Annotated in this window: 18 protein-coding genes; 9 read left to right on the top strand and 9 right to left on the bottom strand. The window is 64.6% G+C overall.

Features of this window, described 5'->3' with window-relative positions:
* Positions 1-38: 38 nt before the first annotated feature.
* Positions 39-2,075: an acyltransferase family protein gene (locus tag X739_RS154265; protein WP_023794541.1), complete on the top strand. Its 2,037-nt coding sequence runs from the start codon at positions 39-41 to the stop codon at positions 2,073-2,075.
* 39 nt (positions 2,076-2,114) lie between these two features.
* On the opposite strand, the gene X739_RS154270 is transcribed toward X739_RS154265, so the two are convergent.
* The gene (locus X739_RS154270; RefSeq protein WP_023794539.1) at positions 2,115-2,975 is read right to left on the bottom strand and encodes an NmrA family NAD(P)-binding protein; all 861 of its coding nucleotides are present in this window, start codon (positions 2,973-2,975) and stop codon (positions 2,115-2,117) included.
* 217 nt (positions 2,976-3,192) lie between these two features.
* On the opposite strand from X739_RS154270, the gene X739_RS154275 reads away from it, so the two are divergent.
* From X739_RS154275 to X739_RS154290, 4 genes are all read left to right on the top strand, one after another.
* Complete coding sequence (locus X739_RS154275; RefSeq protein WP_023774624.1) at positions 3,193-3,546, top strand: hypothetical protein; 354 nt, start codon at positions 3,193-3,195, stop codon at positions 3,544-3,546.
* A 523-nt stretch (positions 3,547-4,069) separates the two neighbouring features.
* Positions 4,070-4,483 carry a DNA mismatch endonuclease Vsr gene (gene vsr, locus X739_RS154280; RefSeq protein ID WP_023794537.1) on the top strand — a complete coding sequence of 138 codons (414 nt, stop codon included), beginning with the start codon at positions 4,070-4,072 and terminating at the stop codon, positions 4,481-4,483.
* Between the two features lies 1 nt (position 4,484).
* Positions 4,485-5,666, top strand: coding sequence for a DNA cytosine methyltransferase (locus X739_RS154285; RefSeq protein ID WP_023774622.1), 1,182 nt, complete (start codon positions 4,485-4,487; stop codon positions 5,664-5,666).
* Positions 5,667-5,688: 22 nt separating this feature from the next.
* Positions 5,689-6,378, top strand: a complete 690-nt coding sequence (locus tag X739_RS154290) for an Eco29kI family restriction endonuclease (RefSeq protein WP_023794535.1) — start codon at positions 5,689-5,691, stop codon at positions 6,376-6,378.
* A 92-nt stretch (positions 6,379-6,470) separates the two neighbouring features.
* Here the strand turns inward: X739_RS154290 and X739_RS154295 are convergent, their stop codons facing one another.
* The 3 genes from X739_RS154295 to X739_RS154305 all read right to left on the bottom strand — a co-directional run bounded on the left by X739_RS154295 (position 6,471) and on the right by X739_RS154305 (position 8,164).
* Positions 6,471-7,064 carry a DUF6456 domain-containing protein gene (locus X739_RS154295; protein WP_023794533.1) on the bottom strand — a complete coding sequence of 198 codons (594 nt, stop codon included), beginning with the start codon at positions 7,062-7,064 and terminating at the stop codon, positions 6,471-6,473.
* Positions 7,065-7,191: 127 nt separating this feature from the next.
* The gene (locus tag X739_RS154300) at positions 7,192-7,581 is read right to left on the bottom strand and encodes a hypothetical protein (RefSeq protein ID WP_156939443.1); all 390 of its coding nucleotides are present in this window, start codon (positions 7,579-7,581) and stop codon (positions 7,192-7,194) included.
* Complete coding sequence (locus X739_RS154305) at positions 7,502-8,164, bottom strand: DUF1376 domain-containing protein (protein ID WP_031252015.1); 663 nt, start codon at positions 8,162-8,164, stop codon at positions 7,502-7,504. The genes X739_RS154300 and X739_RS154305 overlap by 80 nt, the downstream gene beginning before the upstream one ends.
* Before the next feature lie 92 nt (positions 8,165-8,256).
* Between X739_RS154305 and X739_RS154310 the strand changes: the two genes are divergently transcribed.
* Together X739_RS154310 and X739_RS154315 are read left to right on the top strand one after the other, a co-directional pair.
* Positions 8,257-8,538, top strand: coding sequence for a DUF982 domain-containing protein (locus X739_RS154310; protein WP_023774616.1), 282 nt, complete (start codon positions 8,257-8,259; stop codon positions 8,536-8,538).
* A 39-nt stretch (positions 8,539-8,577) separates the two neighbouring features.
* Positions 8,578-8,934 carry a DUF982 domain-containing protein gene (locus X739_RS154315; protein WP_023774615.1) on the top strand — a complete coding sequence of 119 codons (357 nt, stop codon included), beginning with the start codon at positions 8,578-8,580 and terminating at the stop codon, positions 8,932-8,934.
* 116 nt (positions 8,935-9,050) lie between these two features.
* Here X739_RS154315 and X739_RS154320 read toward each other — a convergent pair whose 3' ends face one another.
* Positions 9,051-9,761, bottom strand: a complete 711-nt coding sequence (locus tag X739_RS154320) for a GcrA cell cycle regulator (RefSeq protein ID WP_023794527.1) — start codon at positions 9,759-9,761, stop codon at positions 9,051-9,053.
* Positions 9,762-10,339: 578 nt separating this feature from the next.
* On the opposite strand from X739_RS154320, the gene X739_RS154325 reads away from it, so the two are divergent.
* Complete coding sequence (locus X739_RS154325) at positions 10,340-11,035, top strand: helix-turn-helix transcriptional regulator (protein WP_023774613.1); 696 nt, start codon at positions 10,340-10,342, stop codon at positions 11,033-11,035.
* A 157-nt stretch (positions 11,036-11,192) separates the two neighbouring features.
* On the opposite strand, the gene X739_RS154330 is transcribed toward X739_RS154325, so the two are convergent.
* Positions 11,193-11,495, bottom strand: coding sequence for a hypothetical protein (locus X739_RS154330; protein ID WP_015316815.1), 303 nt, complete (start codon positions 11,493-11,495; stop codon positions 11,193-11,195).
* 182 nt (positions 11,496-11,677) lie between these two features.
* On the opposite strand from X739_RS154330, the gene X739_RS154335 reads away from it, so the two are divergent.
* Positions 11,678-12,040 (top strand): hypothetical protein, encoded by a 363-nt coding sequence (locus X739_RS154335; RefSeq protein ID WP_023794524.1) that lies wholly within the window; start codon positions 11,678-11,680, stop codon positions 12,038-12,040.
* Positions 12,041-12,490: 450 nt separating this feature from the next.
* Here X739_RS154335 and X739_RS154340 read toward each other — a convergent pair whose 3' ends face one another.
* From X739_RS154340 to X739_RS154350, 3 genes are all read right to left on the bottom strand, one after another.
* Complete coding sequence (locus X739_RS154340; RefSeq protein ID WP_023774610.1) at positions 12,491-13,507, bottom strand: ABC transporter permease; 1,017 nt, start codon at positions 13,505-13,507, stop codon at positions 12,491-12,493.
* Positions 13,504-15,087, bottom strand: a complete 1,584-nt coding sequence (locus X739_RS154345) for a sugar ABC transporter ATP-binding protein (RefSeq protein WP_023794522.1) — start codon at positions 15,085-15,087, stop codon at positions 13,504-13,506. Before X739_RS154345 ends, X739_RS154340 begins: the two co-directional genes overlap by 4 nt.
* A gap of 122 nt (positions 15,088-15,209) precedes the next feature.
* The gene (locus X739_RS154350) at positions 15,210-16,157 is read right to left on the bottom strand and encodes a substrate-binding domain-containing protein (RefSeq protein WP_023774608.1); all 948 of its coding nucleotides are present in this window, start codon (positions 16,155-16,157) and stop codon (positions 15,210-15,212) included.
* Position 16,158: the final 1 nt, after the last annotated feature.

Below are 16,158 nucleotides of genomic sequence, written 5' to 3'. Positions count from 1 at the left end.
GCGGACGATGACGGCTGGGCGCAAACGAAGGAGGTGTCGTGGCGGCATCGTTTCGGCCTGACATACAGGGCTTGCGCGCGCTGGCGGTTGGCGGCGTCGTCGCCTACCATTTTGGCGTCACGGCACTGCCCGGCGGCTTTGCCGGGGTCGACATCTTCTTTGTCATCTCCGGCTGGCTGATCACCACGCATCTGATGCAGGAGATCACCGAGACCGGCCGGCTCGACCTCTGGCGCTTCTATGCCAGGCGAGCACGGCGCCTTCTGCCGGCCGCCATCTTCGTCATCCTGGCCACGCTCGCCGTCGGCACCTTCATCATGGCGCCGCGGGAACAGGCGCTCTATTCGCGCGGCGCCATGTATGCCGCGGCCTACACCATCAATCTGTGGCTGCTGCGCTGGTCGTTCGACTATTTCGCCGCCGATTCCTTGAGCAATCCCTTCATCCACTTCTGGTCGCTGTCGGTGGAGGAGCAGTTCTATCTCGTCTGGCCGGCACTGCTTGTCTTCGCCGCCTGGCTGCATCGGGGCCGGCGCATGACGGTGGTCGTGATCGGCGCCGTCGGCCTCGCCTCCTTCGCGGCTTGTCTGTGGTTCACCAGCCTCTCGCCGGCCTGGGCCTTCTACTTCTCGCCGCTGCGGGCCTGGGAATTCGCCGCCGGCGGCCTGGCGACCTTTGCCACGCCAATCTTGTGGCGGCATCAGTTCTGGCTGCGGGCGGCACAGGGGTGGCTGGGCCTGGCGCTGATCGCCGTCGCCTATCTCTGTTTGAGCGAAAACCTGCCTTTCCCCGGCTGGTACGCGCTGCTGCCGGTTGCCGGCTCCGTGCTGGTGCTGTTGAGCGGCGCCGGCGAGCAGGGCGATGCCCCGGCCAAGACTCGCTGGCAGGCCTTGGCGCCCGCCGCCATGCTCTCGCTGGCGCCCTTGCAGTGGGTCGGCACGCTCTCCTATTCGCTCTATCTCTGGCATTGGCCCGTCATCGTCTATGCCGCCATGCTGCACCCCGACCTCGGCGTGGCGCAGCGTATCGGCTGCGCCGTGCTGGCGTTGGCGCTGTCGGCGGCCACCTACCGGCTGATCGAAAACCCCGCGCGGCGCGGCGACTGGCTGGCGGCGACAGCCAGGGCCTTTCGCTTCGACGCCAGCCCGGCCGCAAGACCGCTTCGGCTATTACCGGGGCTTGCCCTCGCCCCGGCCCTCGTGCTGACCGCCGCCGGCGTGGCTGCGGCCTACGCCAACGCGCATCTGGCCACCCGCAACATCGACCCGACCCAGCGCGGCATCGAAGAGGCCGCCGAACAGCCGTCCATCGCGCGCGCCGTCGACAAGGACTGCCTGCTCGATTTTCACACTGTGGAGCCGAAACCTTGCACCTTCGGGCCGGCCGACGCCGCCCACACCATCGTGCTGTTCGGCGATTCGCATGCCGACCACTGGTCGACGCCGCTGGTCGAGGCGGCAAAACGCAACGACACCAAAGTGGTCACCTACCTCAAATCCTCGTGCCGCGCTTCGCGGCTGTCGACCTTCAATGCCGTGCTCAAACGCGACTACACCGAATGCGACGCCTGGCGCGAACAGGCGATTTCAGACATTATCCGCGGCAAGCCGCGCCTGGTGGTGATCTCGGAATTCTCGATCGGCAATCTGACGCGCGACATGTCCGCCGCCAGCCGCGACGCCGAGATAGCTCGCTGGCAGGCCGGCCTGCGCTCTACCTTGGAGGCCTTCAGCCAGGCCGGCGTCGAGACCGCCGTGATCCGCGACACGCCGATCGGCGACAGCTTCGCGGACGCCTGCGTCGCCCGCGCGCTGTGGTGGCGCGAGGCGCCGTCGCTGTGCGACACACCGAGGGCCGAGGCCGCCAATGACGACGTGGCCGCCGCCGAGCGCGCGGTGGTGAAAAGCATCCCAGACACGCTCTATATCGACCTCACCGACCGCTTCTGCGGCCCGACCGAATGCCACGTCTTCATCGACGGCAAACTCGCCTTCCGCGACAGGCATCATCTGGCGACGGCCTTTGCCGAGACACTGGCAGGACCGCTGGAAAAGGCGCTGTTTAGAGGGAGTTAGACTTTCCTTGCCCTTGTGGGAGAAGGAAGAAACGCTCGCTTACCCTGCCCCCGCCAGTTCCGCCATATACCGCTCCAACGTGACCTTCCCACGCTCCGGCCTGGTCGGCGGATCATAGGTGTCATCAACCGTCACCTCCGTCATGCGCGCGTAGGATTGTGCCGCTTTCGGCGAAAACCCCATGCTCTCGAACGTCTCAGCCCAATGTTCGCGAGGCACCGAGACCACGCGCACCTCCTTGCCGAGCGCCCCGCCAAAAGCGGCGGCGACATCCCTGGCCGTGTAGCGCGACGGCCCTTCGACGTGATGCAGGCCGTTCTTTTCCGGCGGCTCCGTAAGCAAGCGCGCCGCCGCTTCGCCGAGGTCGCGTGGCGCCACCATCGGCAGTTCGAAATCCGCCGGGAACAGCGTGTTGACGATGCCCTCACGCCTGGCGGTCTCCAGGGAGGCATCCCAATTGCTCATGTAATAGGCCGCGCGGATGATGCTGGCCGGAATGGCCTGGCTATGCAGTTTTTCTTCCAGCCCATGCAGTACGGTGAGGTCGCCGGCCCGTTCGCCCGCATGCGCGCCATAGGCCGATTCCGCCACGACCTTCTCCAGTCCCGAACTGTCCAGCGCCGCAATGATGGCGTCCACAGTCCTGCGCTCCTCGGCATCCGTGTCGGTCGAAGGATCGGCCGGCGGATTGAGCACGAACGCCCGTGTGCCACGCCTGAACACCCCGCGCAGCGCCTCGACATCGAGCACATCAGCCACCGCCACCTCCGCGCCCTGCGCGGCCAGAGGCGCCGCCTTGGCCTTGTCGCGCGTCACCACCGTGACCGGCTCGCCTTGCCGCAGGAGCGCTACCGTCGCTGCCGAGCCGACATGCCCGGTGCCGCCAAGAATGATGTGCATGGTCCAATCTCCCTTGCTGGTTGCATCCAGGGGAAATGGACGGCGGCGACCAAGGTTCAAAACGCCCCTCGCCATGCTGACAGGTATGGCCAGGGCGGCATCGCCCGGCAGGTCCTTTGGCGCCACGGCAACCAGCTCGAACGATCGATTCATCGATTTATGGGAACAGGGCCGTGGCTGCAGCGTTTATTAGACACACCTTAAGAAGGAGGTTGTCATGAAAAAGCTCTTGATTGCATCCGTGATCGCGATCGCTTCGGCGGTGGCGGTGATCGCTCCGGCAAGTGCCGCCAGTATTACGCTCGGCATCGGGAACGGCTATGATGACGACTACTACGTTCCCAGACATCGCGACTATTACCGTCACTACTCCGACGATGGCGCCTATTACGGTGGCTACTCCGACGATGGCGCCTATTACCGCCGTCACCACTATCGTTATGGCGTCTACGACGACGGTTACCGGCCGCGCTACTACGGCATGTACCATCGCCGCTGCCACACCGAGTTGGTGAAGCATTGGCGTCACCACCACCGTGTCATCGAGACAGTGCGCGTCTGCGGCTATTGACCTTGGGATATATCCCGGCCGGCGTAAGCCGGCCGGTGGCTTGCTAACGGACGGATAAAAGAGCGTGCTTCAAGATCAGTGCACGCCGCGAACCGCTTTCCGTGGTGAGCATAGAACGCCGGATGTGGCATCAATCGCCGCGCAACAACGCCTCCGCGTAGCGGCCATTGGTGATGAAAGGCCCGGCGCCGGAAATTCGAGATAGTCGGCCGCGTAGGCATAATGGTGTCAGACCGTTCAGGATCCGGTACGACATGGTCACACGCGCTTAGGCAATATAGGCTCGGCCGCCATTGCGCTGCGGCTCACGTAAAGAGCACCCAATCGCCGACAACGTTTCGGGCCGCTTGCCAGGCTCAACGTCGAAACGGCTTTCACGATTCCCAGGCACTGCTTGGTATTGGGCTTAGCGAGCTTTCAAGCTTCGGGCGAGATGACTCCCTCCATCAATGCTTGCGCCTCTGGCCCTTCACTTTCGCGGCAAAACGCAACACCATCTTCCCGAATCATGAGACGATGAAAAGTGGACACCCTCTCTACCACCGAACGAAGCGAACGGATGGCGCGTATCCATGGCAGGGATACGAAGCCGGAGATGGTCGTGCGCCGGCTACTCCACGGGATGGGCTATCGTTACCGGCTCCACCGTGGCGACCTGCCTGGAAAACCGGACATTGTTTTTGGAAAACGCAAAAAAGCGATTTTCATTCATGGCTGCTTTTGGCATCGTCACGACGATCCGGCGTGCACGCTCGCCCGTCTTCCAAAGTCCCGGTTGGACTTCTGGGGACCAAAATTGTCGGCAAACGCGAAGCGCGACGCTCTCAAACAGGATGCACTGAAGCGGCTCGGCTGGAACGTACTGGTTGTCTGGGAATGCGAATTGCGGCAGGGTGAACAATTAGAGAACAAGCTGCGTCAATTCGTGGGGGAATAGCATGAAGTCGATCGAGCTGTTCGCAGGCGCCGGCGGGCTTGGCATGGGTGTGAGCCGTGCCGGCTTCACGCCGGAAGCCGTAATTGAGTGGGACCGATGGTGCTGCGATACCATTCGAGAAAACCGGACTGATGGCCTCGGCCTGGTCGGCGACTGGCCGGAGCCCATCGAGGGCGATGTCCGCAGCGTCGATTTTCGGGCGCACGAGGGCAAGATCGATCTGGTGACAGGCGGCCCGCCCTGCCAGCCATTCTCGCTGGGCGGCAAGCATCGCGCCCATCTGGATTCGCGTGATATGTGGCCGGAAGCAGTCCGCGCGGTCCGCGAAACCAAGCCACGCGCCTTCATCTTCGAGAATGTAAAAGGGCTGACCCGCGAAACCTTCGCGACGTATTTTTCGCACATCGTACTGCAAATGACGTACCCCGAGTTGGTCGCCGAATCCGACGAGGGTTGGGAAAGCCACCTGCGGCGGCTCGAGAAGCATCATACTGGCCGTCGCGGACCAAGAGGCCTCGAATATCGGGTCGTTCCACGTTCGTTGAACGCGGCGAATTACGGGATTCCGCAGCGTCGGGAGCGCGTCATTTTCGTGGGCTTTCGAGCCGACCTCGACATCAAATGGGCTTTTCCATTGGAAACGCACTCTCTGGAGGCCTTGCTGTGGGATCAGGAAAACGGGGACTACTGGGACCGACATAAAGTCCGCAATGCTGATCGCAAGGTTGGGGACAGGCATTCCGAGCGCGCGGCGCGGCTCGACGTCAAACCAAAAACCGCACCATGGCGGACAACGCGAGATGCGATTGGCGATCTGCCCGATCCCGAGCACGAGTCGCGAAAAGCCGCGAACCATAACAATCACCGGTTCCAACCTGGGGCGCGATCCTACCCCGGACATACTGGGAGCCCGCTCGACGAACCGGCCAAGACCTTGAAAGCAGGTGTCCATGGCGTTCCGGGCGGCGAGAACATGCTGCTGCGGCCGGATGGTAGCGTGCGATACTTTACCGTGCGCGAAAGCGCTCGCTTGCAGACATTCCCGGATAATTTCCGCTTCCACGGCGCATGGTCCGAAACCATGCGTCAGCTCGGCAATGCCGTCCCGGTGGAACTGGCGAACATCATCGCGCGCAGCGTGAAACGCCATCTTACGTTGGGGGGATCGGACTTCCTGAAATGAAGGCTTATGTGTTGGGGGCAGCGTGACTGAAGATGTTTATAATCCGCTGGATAAACTGAACCTTGCCCGTAGCATCGAATTTGAACTGCTAACGCGCGAGCCTGGACCGCTGTCTTCGGTCGATCATATTCCTGGTGCGGGTGTGTACGTCATCTATTATTCCGGCAGCTTGCCTATTTATGCCCCGATTGCCGAAGGCAATAAAGGCGGCACCTTTAGCCGGCCGATCTATGTAGGCAAGGCTATTCCCAAAGGCGGAAGAAAAGGTGGCCTTCGGAGAGACTTCTCGCCAACTGGCAACGCACTCGCAAGTCGTCTCCGTCAGCATGCAGCGTCGATCGACGAAGCGATCAATCTCAACCTCGCTGATTTTTCCCTCCGTCATCTTGTGGTGGACGACATTTGGATTCCTTTAGGCGAAAACATGCTCATTGAGACGTTTCAGCCGACCTGGAATCGTGCAATCGATGGTTTCGGGAACAAGGACCCGGGCCGTAGACGAGCCAACCAATACAAGTCTCCTTGGGATGTGCTTCATCCCGGGCGACGCTTCGCCGACAAATTAGGTGATGGCGGAATGACAACAGAATTCCTGGAGCAACGCGTAGCGGACTACCTAGCGGGCCGCCCACTGGCTAGATTGCCAAAGGTGATCGCCGACCAGCAGGACGAAGAAACGAAAGAAACCGAGGAGAGCGCGGACGAAGCGTAGATCAGTGCTATCGACCCGCTCGGCGGAAGACCGAGACGACGGGCTGTACCGTAGCTCTTCCCCGGTGATTTGCCGTTTAGAATGGAGCTGCCCTAGCGCCCCATCATCATCCCATAATGCACGGCCAGCAGATCGAGCCCTACCTTCAACAGCTTCGTCACCACGTCGCGCCCTTCGCCATCCTGTTCGGCCACGGTCTTCACCGGCTGTTCCAGGCACACGACATTCCGCACGATTGCCGCCACGTCCCAATGCCCGAGCGCCCGTGTCGCGGCGGCGTGCGCGCGGCCGGCGTTGAGCACGCTGTCGGCGATGCCGCCGCCGAGGCGCCCACCGTCGACGCGCTCCGTCCAGCGCATCGGCTTGATATCGGCCTGCTGGCTGCACCGGAAGTGCTCGCGGTAGCGCATGCCGGCCTCGCGCTGCTGGCGGGTCAGCGAGGTGATGCCCAGCAGCGGGTCGACATTGCGCACCCGCACGATGCCGCCGGTGGAAGTGTGGCCGTCATTCGACACCTCGTAGACGCGCCGTGCCTCGGCCGTTCCCGATGTCAGCCGCTTGCGGCCGAAGGCATCGTCCTTCAGCGCGAAATCATGGCCGACCTCGCGGCGGATGCGCACCTGCTCGGCCTCGCCTCTCGGCAGTTTCGGCGCTTGCGGCCTGGCGGCCTTGGTTTTCTTGGGCATGGGTGGCTCCTTGGTTGTGTTCGAGTGGTGGCCTTGCAGAACCTGGATTCCTCGCCTGGCAAAGCGTGGGAGAGGTGGCCGCGAAGCGGACCGAGCGGGGCAGCGCCGACAGTCGAAAGTTGCCTCTTCAGGGGTGCGCATTGCGATGCTCATTCTCAGTCGGCTCTGGCGTGGCCTCCTCTCCGTCCCGGCTTCGCCGGGCCACCTCTCCCCCGCTTCGCGGAGGCGAGGAAACCAGGCCGGCGCCCCTCCGCGCCAGCAACTCCCGCATCACCCGCCGCTCGCGCACTTCTATGCAGAGCTGCGCGCTCGAAGGGCAGAACTGCGCGTTGCCGCTCCTCACCTCGCCGCGCACGAAGCGCTGGATGGCGGCCTGCAGGTCGCCCAGCTCTGCATCCCTGATCGCGCCGAGGTAGCCGCGCAGTTGCATCTCGACGTCAGTCAGGGCGGATTGCGGGAAGCAGGAGAACATTGCCGCCAGCGCCTTCGTTGCCTGCTGCAGTTCGGCCGTGGTCATATCCGCGGATCTCCTCGATGATGGCGTTGGCGGCGTCTCCGTGGGTTTTCGGCCTGGTCCAGCCCAGCGGCATTTTGGGCCGGCCCTGGCCCTGCGATCTCGAAGCCGCCTCGCGGCCCCCAATCGAAATCCCCGGTCTTTCGCGCCCCTCGCGCGCTGAAAAAGCGGAAGCTTTTTCCATCTGGTTTCTGGACTCTGGAGAATGCCGCGTCAAAACATCGGCATTTGCTTGGACACGCGCCTTTGTTTTCAAGGCGGTGGCGGCTCCGCCGCGCGCGCCGGCGGCCGCTCTCGCCTCGCACTTGAGCCGCGCCTTGCACAGCTCCTTCGTCAGTCTCTTGTGTCCGATCTCGTCGCCCTCGCGCTCGAAGAAGGCGAGCAGCTCGGCGCTGATCGCCCGCCATCGCTTCAATGGCAGGCGGGCCACGCGCGCCAGCCTGGCGTCGTCCTCGGGCAGGCTTCCCCCGGCGTTCCACATCGCCATCAGCAGCAGCATGTAGGCGCCGATCTGCTCGGTCGAGAGTTGCAGCGTGTCGCCGACGAAATCGGAGACGTAGAGCTGCATGAAGGGCCGTTCGCTCATGCCGCGCACCACCTTGTTCCTACAGCCGCGCTAATGGAACCCGCCGCCGGTCCGGACGTTGTGACGCGTCCATGCCCAAGGGAGGATTGCCCATGACGGCTTTCATGCCGGTGACCCTGCGTTTCTGCGACAACAAGACCATGCTGGTCGGCTCGGTGGCCGAGGCGGCGACGGCGCTTCGTCACCAATGGCCCGACAAAACCGCGCCGGGCTACCTCGAGGCGGCACGGCTCGTCCGGCTCGCGGTCGAGGGTACTTGCTGTCCGCGCCCCGCCTTCGAGGCCTTCCGCGAGGCGGCCAGGCAACAAGGCATATTGGTGGCCAAGCCAAGAAGCCGCGCGCATGAGTGGCTCGACGCGGCGGCGAGCCCCTGAGACGGCCGCGATGCAACCGGCGGCAGGCCTTTTGCGTTTATGAGCGTCGGCTTGAAAGCCGGGCTTGGACCGAAGGTGAATGCCGTGGGTACGATGAAGACCGGAGTGCCGCTCAAAGTCTCCCTGGACGGCCATGTCGAGGAGATCGAGACTGTCAGCGAGGCCGCCGATTTCCTGCAGCGCTGGCCGATCGAGCGGCGGGGCCACGTCTATCGCAGCGCCCTCAACGCCTGCAGCGCCGCCATCGCGGCGCAGATCTCGCAATCCGATGCGATGAAAGTGTTCACCGGCTTTGCCCGCGTTGCCGGCATTCTGGTTGCGGGCGGCGGCCCGGCGACGATGCTGGAGCAACGGGCGGCGCAGCAGCCTAAACAAGGGCGCCAGATGCCGAAATAGCGGTGCGGCGCGATGGGCGTTCACAGTGATTCTCCCGAATTGGCGGCGATCGAAACTGGTGACGGCGGCGTTAGAAGCGCCTTTCTCTCCATTCAACGGGGAGAAGGGACCGAGCTTCACCCGGCTTCGCAAACAGGCCGGTGAAAGCGTGCCTGATGGTAGCTGCAGTAGCTTTTCATCGTCGTGGTGCGCATGCCGCAGCACAGCATGTCCTGGCCGGGCCGTCCCGCGGGCGCAACATTTTTGGCATCTTCCTCCAGCGCCAGGTCGAGCGGCGCGCGGCAGCGGGTGAACAGGCAGTCGATGAAGCGCATGGCCACGCCATGCGGCTGCCGGCCGATAGGACCGCGCGGCGACGCCGGCACCTTGAAGCGGTAGGTTTGCCCATCAGCAGTGAGCACGCCAGCCTCGCGCTGGAAAAGCCGTGGCCGCACGGGCGAAGGAGCCCGCTTCGGCCGCACGGCCGGTGTGCTCCCCGGCTGCGGGATGGCGCCGGCACGGCCCGTTGGGGGTTCCGCCTTGGCGGCTCGGCTCGCCGCCTTGGCCATCGCCGTGCCGGCTGCCGACGAGCCCCTGCCATTGGAGAAGCCGATCGCGCCCAGCATGGCNGCCTTGGCCATCGCCGTGCCGGCTGCCGACGAGCCCCTGCCATTGGAGAAGCCGATCGCGCCCAGCATGGCGTTGCGATGGACGACGCCGATAATGGCGTTGCGCGATACTGGGCTGCCGCGCTGTGCGCTGAACGCCGCCGCGATCCTGGAGGCCGAAAGCCCATCCCCGAGCCAGGCGGCAATCGCCTGCAATTCGCTGTCACTGTAGCTTGCCATGTCCGTCTCCATTGCGCGGCCAGCGGCCGCCGTGGACGGCGCCGTCAGGCAAGCGTCTGGTTTGCCCCGCGGCCCCATGGGCGCTGTCGGGCTGGTCTGGCCTGTCGGCCGCTGGGATTGCTTCGGAACCGGCCGCTCAGCCCCGCCGGCCGACCGACGCGGCGGCGAAGCGCGCAAAGCCGCGCCCGCCACGTCCCTATCGGGGGGCCGAACCCGCCCTGCCGGTCATCGGCTCGTACAGGATATACGGTGCCGTCCTGCGTGCGACAGGCAACACCCTCGGCCGGGTCGAAAGGGGAGCCGGAGCCGCAGGGAGCGGCTCCGGCCGTTCCGGCCGCCGGGAACGGGCGGACCGGACGCAAGGCCGATGCACCAAGGCAATCGGCTTCGCGCTTCGCCCCGGCCGGGGAGGAGGCGGCCGGGGCGGAATGGAAAGGGCAGTCCGGCATGCCGGCCTGGAGGCGCTGTCGACTCTGAGAGGGTTGAGCTTTCGCATGAGTTGATATAAGCATAACTCAAAAATTGATGCAAGCCATTCTTTCATGGACGAAAGCAGGACTTGCCGGTCACATGAGGCCATGGTGAAAACGCAACTGTCGATCAGGGTCGGGGCCGCGATCCGCCAGGCACGCAAGCAGCGTGGCCTGGTCATGCGCCACATCGCCGAACACAACGAGACCGATGTGGCCGCCGTAGGCAACTGGGAAACCGGGCGCAACCTGCCTAAGACCGAGAACTTGCTGAAGACCGCCGCCTTCCTGCGCGTCGACCCCGTGGCGCTGGGCCAAGGACAGGTCGTCTTCCTCGACGATGTCGGCCCGGTGGCGGACGCCGAGATCGTCACCGACGCCGGCCCGCTGTCGGCCGGAGCGATGGACATTCCGGTGCTGGGCGCCGCCGTCGGCGGCGACGACGGCGACTTCACCTTGAACGGCGAGCCGGCAGGATACGTGCAGCGTCCGCCAGGGGTCCGCAACCTGCCGAGAGTATTCGCGCTCCATGTCCTCTCGGATTCCATGGTGCCGCGCTACGAACCCGGCGACATGATCTATTGCGGCGGCCGCGACGCGGTGCCGGGCGACCATGTGGTGATCGAGACCTTTCCGGACGAGAACGAGAAGAACGGCAAGGCCTTCATCAAGAAGCTGGTCCGGCGCACCGCGGGCGAGCTGGTGGTCGAGCAGTACAATCCGCCCAAGACGCTGACCTTCAACCGCTACGCCATCAAGCACGTCTGGCGGGTGATTCCGCTGAAGGAACTGCTGGGATACTAGACCGGGCCTGCGTGCCGTGGGCTATCGCCGGCGAGCCACGATACATTCAGCCTCAGGGACAACACCGTGCCGATCTTGCAAGTCTTTCGCGGAGGGCGAGACGTTGCCCTCTCCGACGAAGACAACGTCTGCTGACGACTTCGCCAGCCGCCGCCCCTCAAGCTCGCCTCGACCCCTCCAGCGGCACGTCGCGGCCGCTCAGCATGCGGGCTTCCGAGCGCACGCGCTGGCGCTCGTCGATGAAAGCGGCCTGGATCGAGATCGCCGTGCCAGGCAACCCGTCGGCCCGGCAGGCCGAGCAGACGATGCGGCCCGACAGCGCGGCCAGCGGCGTGCTCCCGTTCACCCCGAAGCGCTTCAACTGATCGGGCCGCCACCACCTGTTGCGGCCGCAATCGGCGCACTCGACCGACAGCGAGGCAACCTGCGCGATCACTGCTTCCCTGCCTGGCAACGCCATCACTTTTCCGTCCTTTTGTTCCTGATTTGTTCATATCTTCCCGTGTTTCGAAGCAGGAGTCGAGTCGCGGTTTCCAAACTCTTCCAAAAGTTTCCCTTCTATGTCTGTAAGAGTTATGCTTACATATCACTTGCAAACATGAGTCGGCGCCGGATCACCTCGCGCCAGATCCGGGAGCAAGGATGGATGCCGCCAATTTCGCCCGCGCCTGCGGTTACACCGGCGACAGCCCCGCCTTGCTCTTAGCCTTCGAGGCGATCCGACGCACCGGCATCGCGCAGGCCCGCCTGCATCATTTCAGGCGCAAGGCCGTCATCGACGAGTTGAAGCAGGCGGAGCCGCTGTTCCTGGCCATGATCGGCCCGGCGCTGTCGGCGCACGAAGCCGTCGAGGATGCAGCCCGTTTCATCGCCGGCTGGCGCAACATGCCGCGCTGGCGCCAGGAACGACGGCTGGCCGATCTCGCCAGGGCGAAGCAGCAGCGGCTTGTGGCGCGCTTCTTCCGCCGTTTCGGCCATCGTCTTTGGGCACTTGAGGCAGCCTGAGGCCCGAGTACGGCTGGACCGAGCCATTCGCGGGTTCCAATCCCCGATTTTGGTTTCTAGATTGCGCCTGGGATGGCTGTTCGTTCGACGCGCTTAATTTGGAATGTTCAAGACTGCCCGCTCAAGAGTCCAGACCTGGATAACGGCGGGGGGCGGGAACCATTGCCGCCTTGTCCGTCGCTGGCCTGATGGGGGCATTCGGCGCCCTGCCCGCCCATGGTCCACCACAATTGCCGCCAGACGGCAGCGCCGGCCGAACCGCTCGACGCGGCTGGTCACGCGCACATTGCCGCTCAGGCCGAAACCGGCTTGGCCGAGCGAGGCGCGCGAATATTGGCGCACGATATCGCGTTTCTTGCAAGAAATGGGACAGCTTTCCTGGCAAATGGCCGGGTGAGATGCCCCCTCTGTCCAGCCCGACAGAGGCGGGTGAGCGCAGAGCCCTCGTTCCTATCGCCTCACCCGCGACTTCAGCCAGCGGTCGAACGCCACCGCCAGGATCAGGATCAGCCCAATGACGATGCTTTGCGTATAGGACGAGACGTTGTTGAACTGCAGGCCGTTCTGCAGCACGCCGATCAGGGCCGCGCCCACCACCGTGCCGCCGACCGAGCCGATGCCGCCGAACAGCGAGGTGCCGCCGATGACGACGGCGGAGATCACCGTCAATTCGTAGCCGATGCCGGCGACCGCTTCGGAAGAATTCAGCCTGGCCGACAGCACGAAGGCGGCGAGCCCGGCGAAGAAGCCGACGATGACATAGACCGAGACCAGTATGCGGTCGACGCGCAGGCCCGACAGCCGCGCGGCCTCGGCATTGCCGCCGACGGCATAGACGGCGCGGCCATAGCGGGTGTAGCGCAGCACGATGTGGCACAGGATGGCGGCGATGGCGAAGATGATCGCCGGCACCGGCACCGGACCGATCAGCCCCGTGCCGAACCAGCGCATCGAGGCGTCGAAACCGGAGATCGGGCCGCCATTGGAAATGGTCAGCGTCAGCCCGCGGAACACCGTCAGCCCACCCAGCGTGACGACGAAGGGCGGCACTTTCAGCCTTGTGATGGCGAACCCCTGCACGCCGCCGGCGAGCGCACCGACCACGACAGCGGCGAGCAACGCCGCGAACCAGCCAAAACCCTGCGTGCCTGACGTCGACAGCGACAGCGTGTTGGCGGTGCCGCCCTTGGCGACCACGGCCGCGACCATGCCACAGAAGGCGAGCAGTGAGCCGACCGAAAGGTCGATGCCGGCGGTGAGGATGACGAAGGTCATGCCGAGCGCGATCAGCCCGGTGATCGAGATCTGCCTGGTGATGTTGAACAGGTTGATCGGATCGATGAAGCTCGGCTTCAGCACGGTGAAGACGACGACCAGCGCCGCCAGGAAGAGCAGCGGCCCAAAGCTCATCAAAAGCCGCGCGATCGTCACGCCGCCGCGCTGGCTCTGTTCCTCGGCGATGCTCATCGTGCCTGCCCCTCCGCATCCTGTGCCGGCATATCCTGCCTGTCGAGCGCCATCAGTTCCATCAATCTTTCCTCGTTTGCCTCGACGCCCGGCATTTCACCGGTGATGCGTCCCTTGCGCATGGTGACGATGCGGTCCGACACCGCCAGCACCTCGGGCAGTTCGGACGAGATCATCATCACCGCGATGCCGCGCGCCGCGAGTTGCACCAGGATCTGATGCACCTCTGCCTTGGCGCCGACATCGACGCCGCGCGTCGGCTCGTCGACGATCAGCACTTTCGGGTCGCGCGCCAGCCAGCGCGCCAGGATAACCTTCTGCTGGTTGCCGCCCGACAGCCCCTCGATCGCCTGCTCGGCCGAAGCCATACGGATCGACAGCATCTTCCTGAACCCCGACAGCGCGTCGCGCTCGCGCCGCTCGGCCATGAAGCCGAAGCCGTTGCTGAAACGCCCAAGCGAGGCGACGGAAAAATTCGGCAGGATACCAAGTGCTGCAAAGATCGCCTGGTGCTTGCGGTCTTCCGGCACCAACCCAATGCCGAGCGCAATGGCGTCGGCCGGCGATGCGGGCGCGATCTGTTTGCCGTCGAGCGTGATCGTTCCCGCCGCGATGCGGTCGGCGCCGAAAACGGCGCGCGCCAACTCCGTGCGGCCGGAGCCGACGAGACCGGCGACGCCGAGGATCTCGCCCGCCTTGAGGTCGATATCGACCCCGTCGAGCACGATGGCGTGCGGCGCTTCGGGATCGCGCACGGTGCGCAAGCCCCGAACCGACAGCACCACATCGCCGGCCGCCGCGCGTTGCGCCGGACGGGCGTAAAGTTCGGAAGCGGCGCGGCCGACCATCTTTTCGATGATAGCGGGCAATTTGATCGGTCCCCCCTGACGCTCGAGATGCCCCGCCAGCCTGCCGTCGCGCAGCACCGTCATGCGGTCGCAGATGGCGGATGCCTCTTCCAGCCGGTGGGTGACGAACATGATCGCGACATGATCCTTGCGCAGCCGGTCCATGATTGACAGCAGCCTCCGCACCTCGGTCTCGGTCAGCGCCGAGGTCGGCTCGTCCATGATGATCAGCCGGCTTTTCAAGGACAACGCACGGGCGATCTCGACCAGCTGCTGCTCGGCCACCGACAGCGCCGAAACCGGCGTCATCGGGTCGATGGTAAGGCCGACGCGGGCAATGATGGCGCGGGAATCCTGTTCCATCTTGCGCCAGCTCACCAGCCCAAGCCGGCCGATCGGCGCGCGGCCAATAAAGATGTTCTCCGCCACCATCAGCGTCGGGATCAGGCTGAGCTCCTGGTAGATGGTGACGATGCCCAGCCGCTTGGCCTCCTGCGGGCTCGCCGGCTGGTAGTCGGCGCCGTCGAAGGTGATGCGGCCGCCGGAAGGCGGCATGACGCCCGACAGGATTTTCAGAAGCGTCGATTTTCCCGCGCCGTTTTCGCCAAGCAGGCCAAGGATTTCGCCGGCGCGGACATCGAGCGAGACATCGCTCAGCGCGGTCACCCCGGCAAAATGCTTGGTCAGGCCTTCGACGGAAAGCAGGGCGGGTGCGGCTTCAGCTGGCGGCAAGCAGTCCTCCTCGATGCTGTTCGGATGCTGTGCGCCAAGCCGCGCTTGAACACCCCCTCTGTCCTGCCGGACAGTTGGCGGGACAGAGGGGGATGCTGTCCCGCCGGCCTCATTCAATCAGCCTACTTCGTCTCGTTCAATCTCTCCGCCTTGTCGAGATTGTCCTTACCGATGACGATCGGCGTCAGCAGCACCAGCTTCTCCTTCGGCTCGGTCTTGTCCTTGGCGTAGGCGACCGCGATCTGCACGGCGGTGCGCGACTGCTTGCCGGGGAACTGTTCGACCGTGCCGGCGAGCTTGCCGTCGCGCACCGCGACCAGCGCTTCCGGCAATGCATCGAAGCCGTAGATCTTGACGTCGCTGAAATTGCGCGCGGCACACGCTTCGAGCGCGCCCAGCGCCATGTCGTCATTGGCGCAGATGATGGCGTCCGGCTTGCCGTTGGCGGCAAGGCCGGCTTCCGTCACCGTCAGCGCCTCGGCGCGGGCGAAGTTGGCTGTCTGCTCGTAGACGATCTGGTACTTGTCCTTCAGCGGATCGAGCACATTGTGCACGCCCTTGTTGCGGTCGATCGCGGGACCCGCGCCCGGCTGGCCCTGCAGGTGGAACAGCTTGGCGCCCTTGGGGAATGCGGCCACCATGGCCTGGGCTTCCGCCTCGCCGCCCTTGACATTGTCGGCGCCGACATGGGCCAGAATGCCCTGGACACCGTCGACGCGGCGGTCGATCGTCACCACGGGAACGCCGGCCTTGACCGCTTCCTCGATGGCTGGCGCCAGCGCGTTGACGTCGAGCGGCGAGATGACGATGGCGTTGACCTTCTGCACCAGCGCCGCCTCGATGTCGGCGGTCTGCTTCGTGGCCGAGTTCTGGCCGTCGCTCTCGGTCAGGTTGACGCCTTGCGCCTGCGCTTCGGCCTTGATCTCGTTCAGCATGTGCACGAAGAACGGAAAGCCGAGACTTGGCACCGAGCCGAGAATGGTGAGTTTGTCCTCGGCGAAAGCCGAGCGTGCGGCGAGCATCATGGCGCCCGCGGCCACGGACGTCATCAGGAATTCGCGTCTGTTCATG

The organism is Mesorhizobium sp. LNHC209A00, assembly GCF_000502915.1.
Lineage (GTDB): Bacteria > Pseudomonadota > Alphaproteobacteria > Rhizobiales > Rhizobiaceae > Mesorhizobium.
The sequence above is the reverse complement of the archived record's forward strand: the minus strand, read 5'-3'. Positions and strand labels throughout refer to the sequence as shown.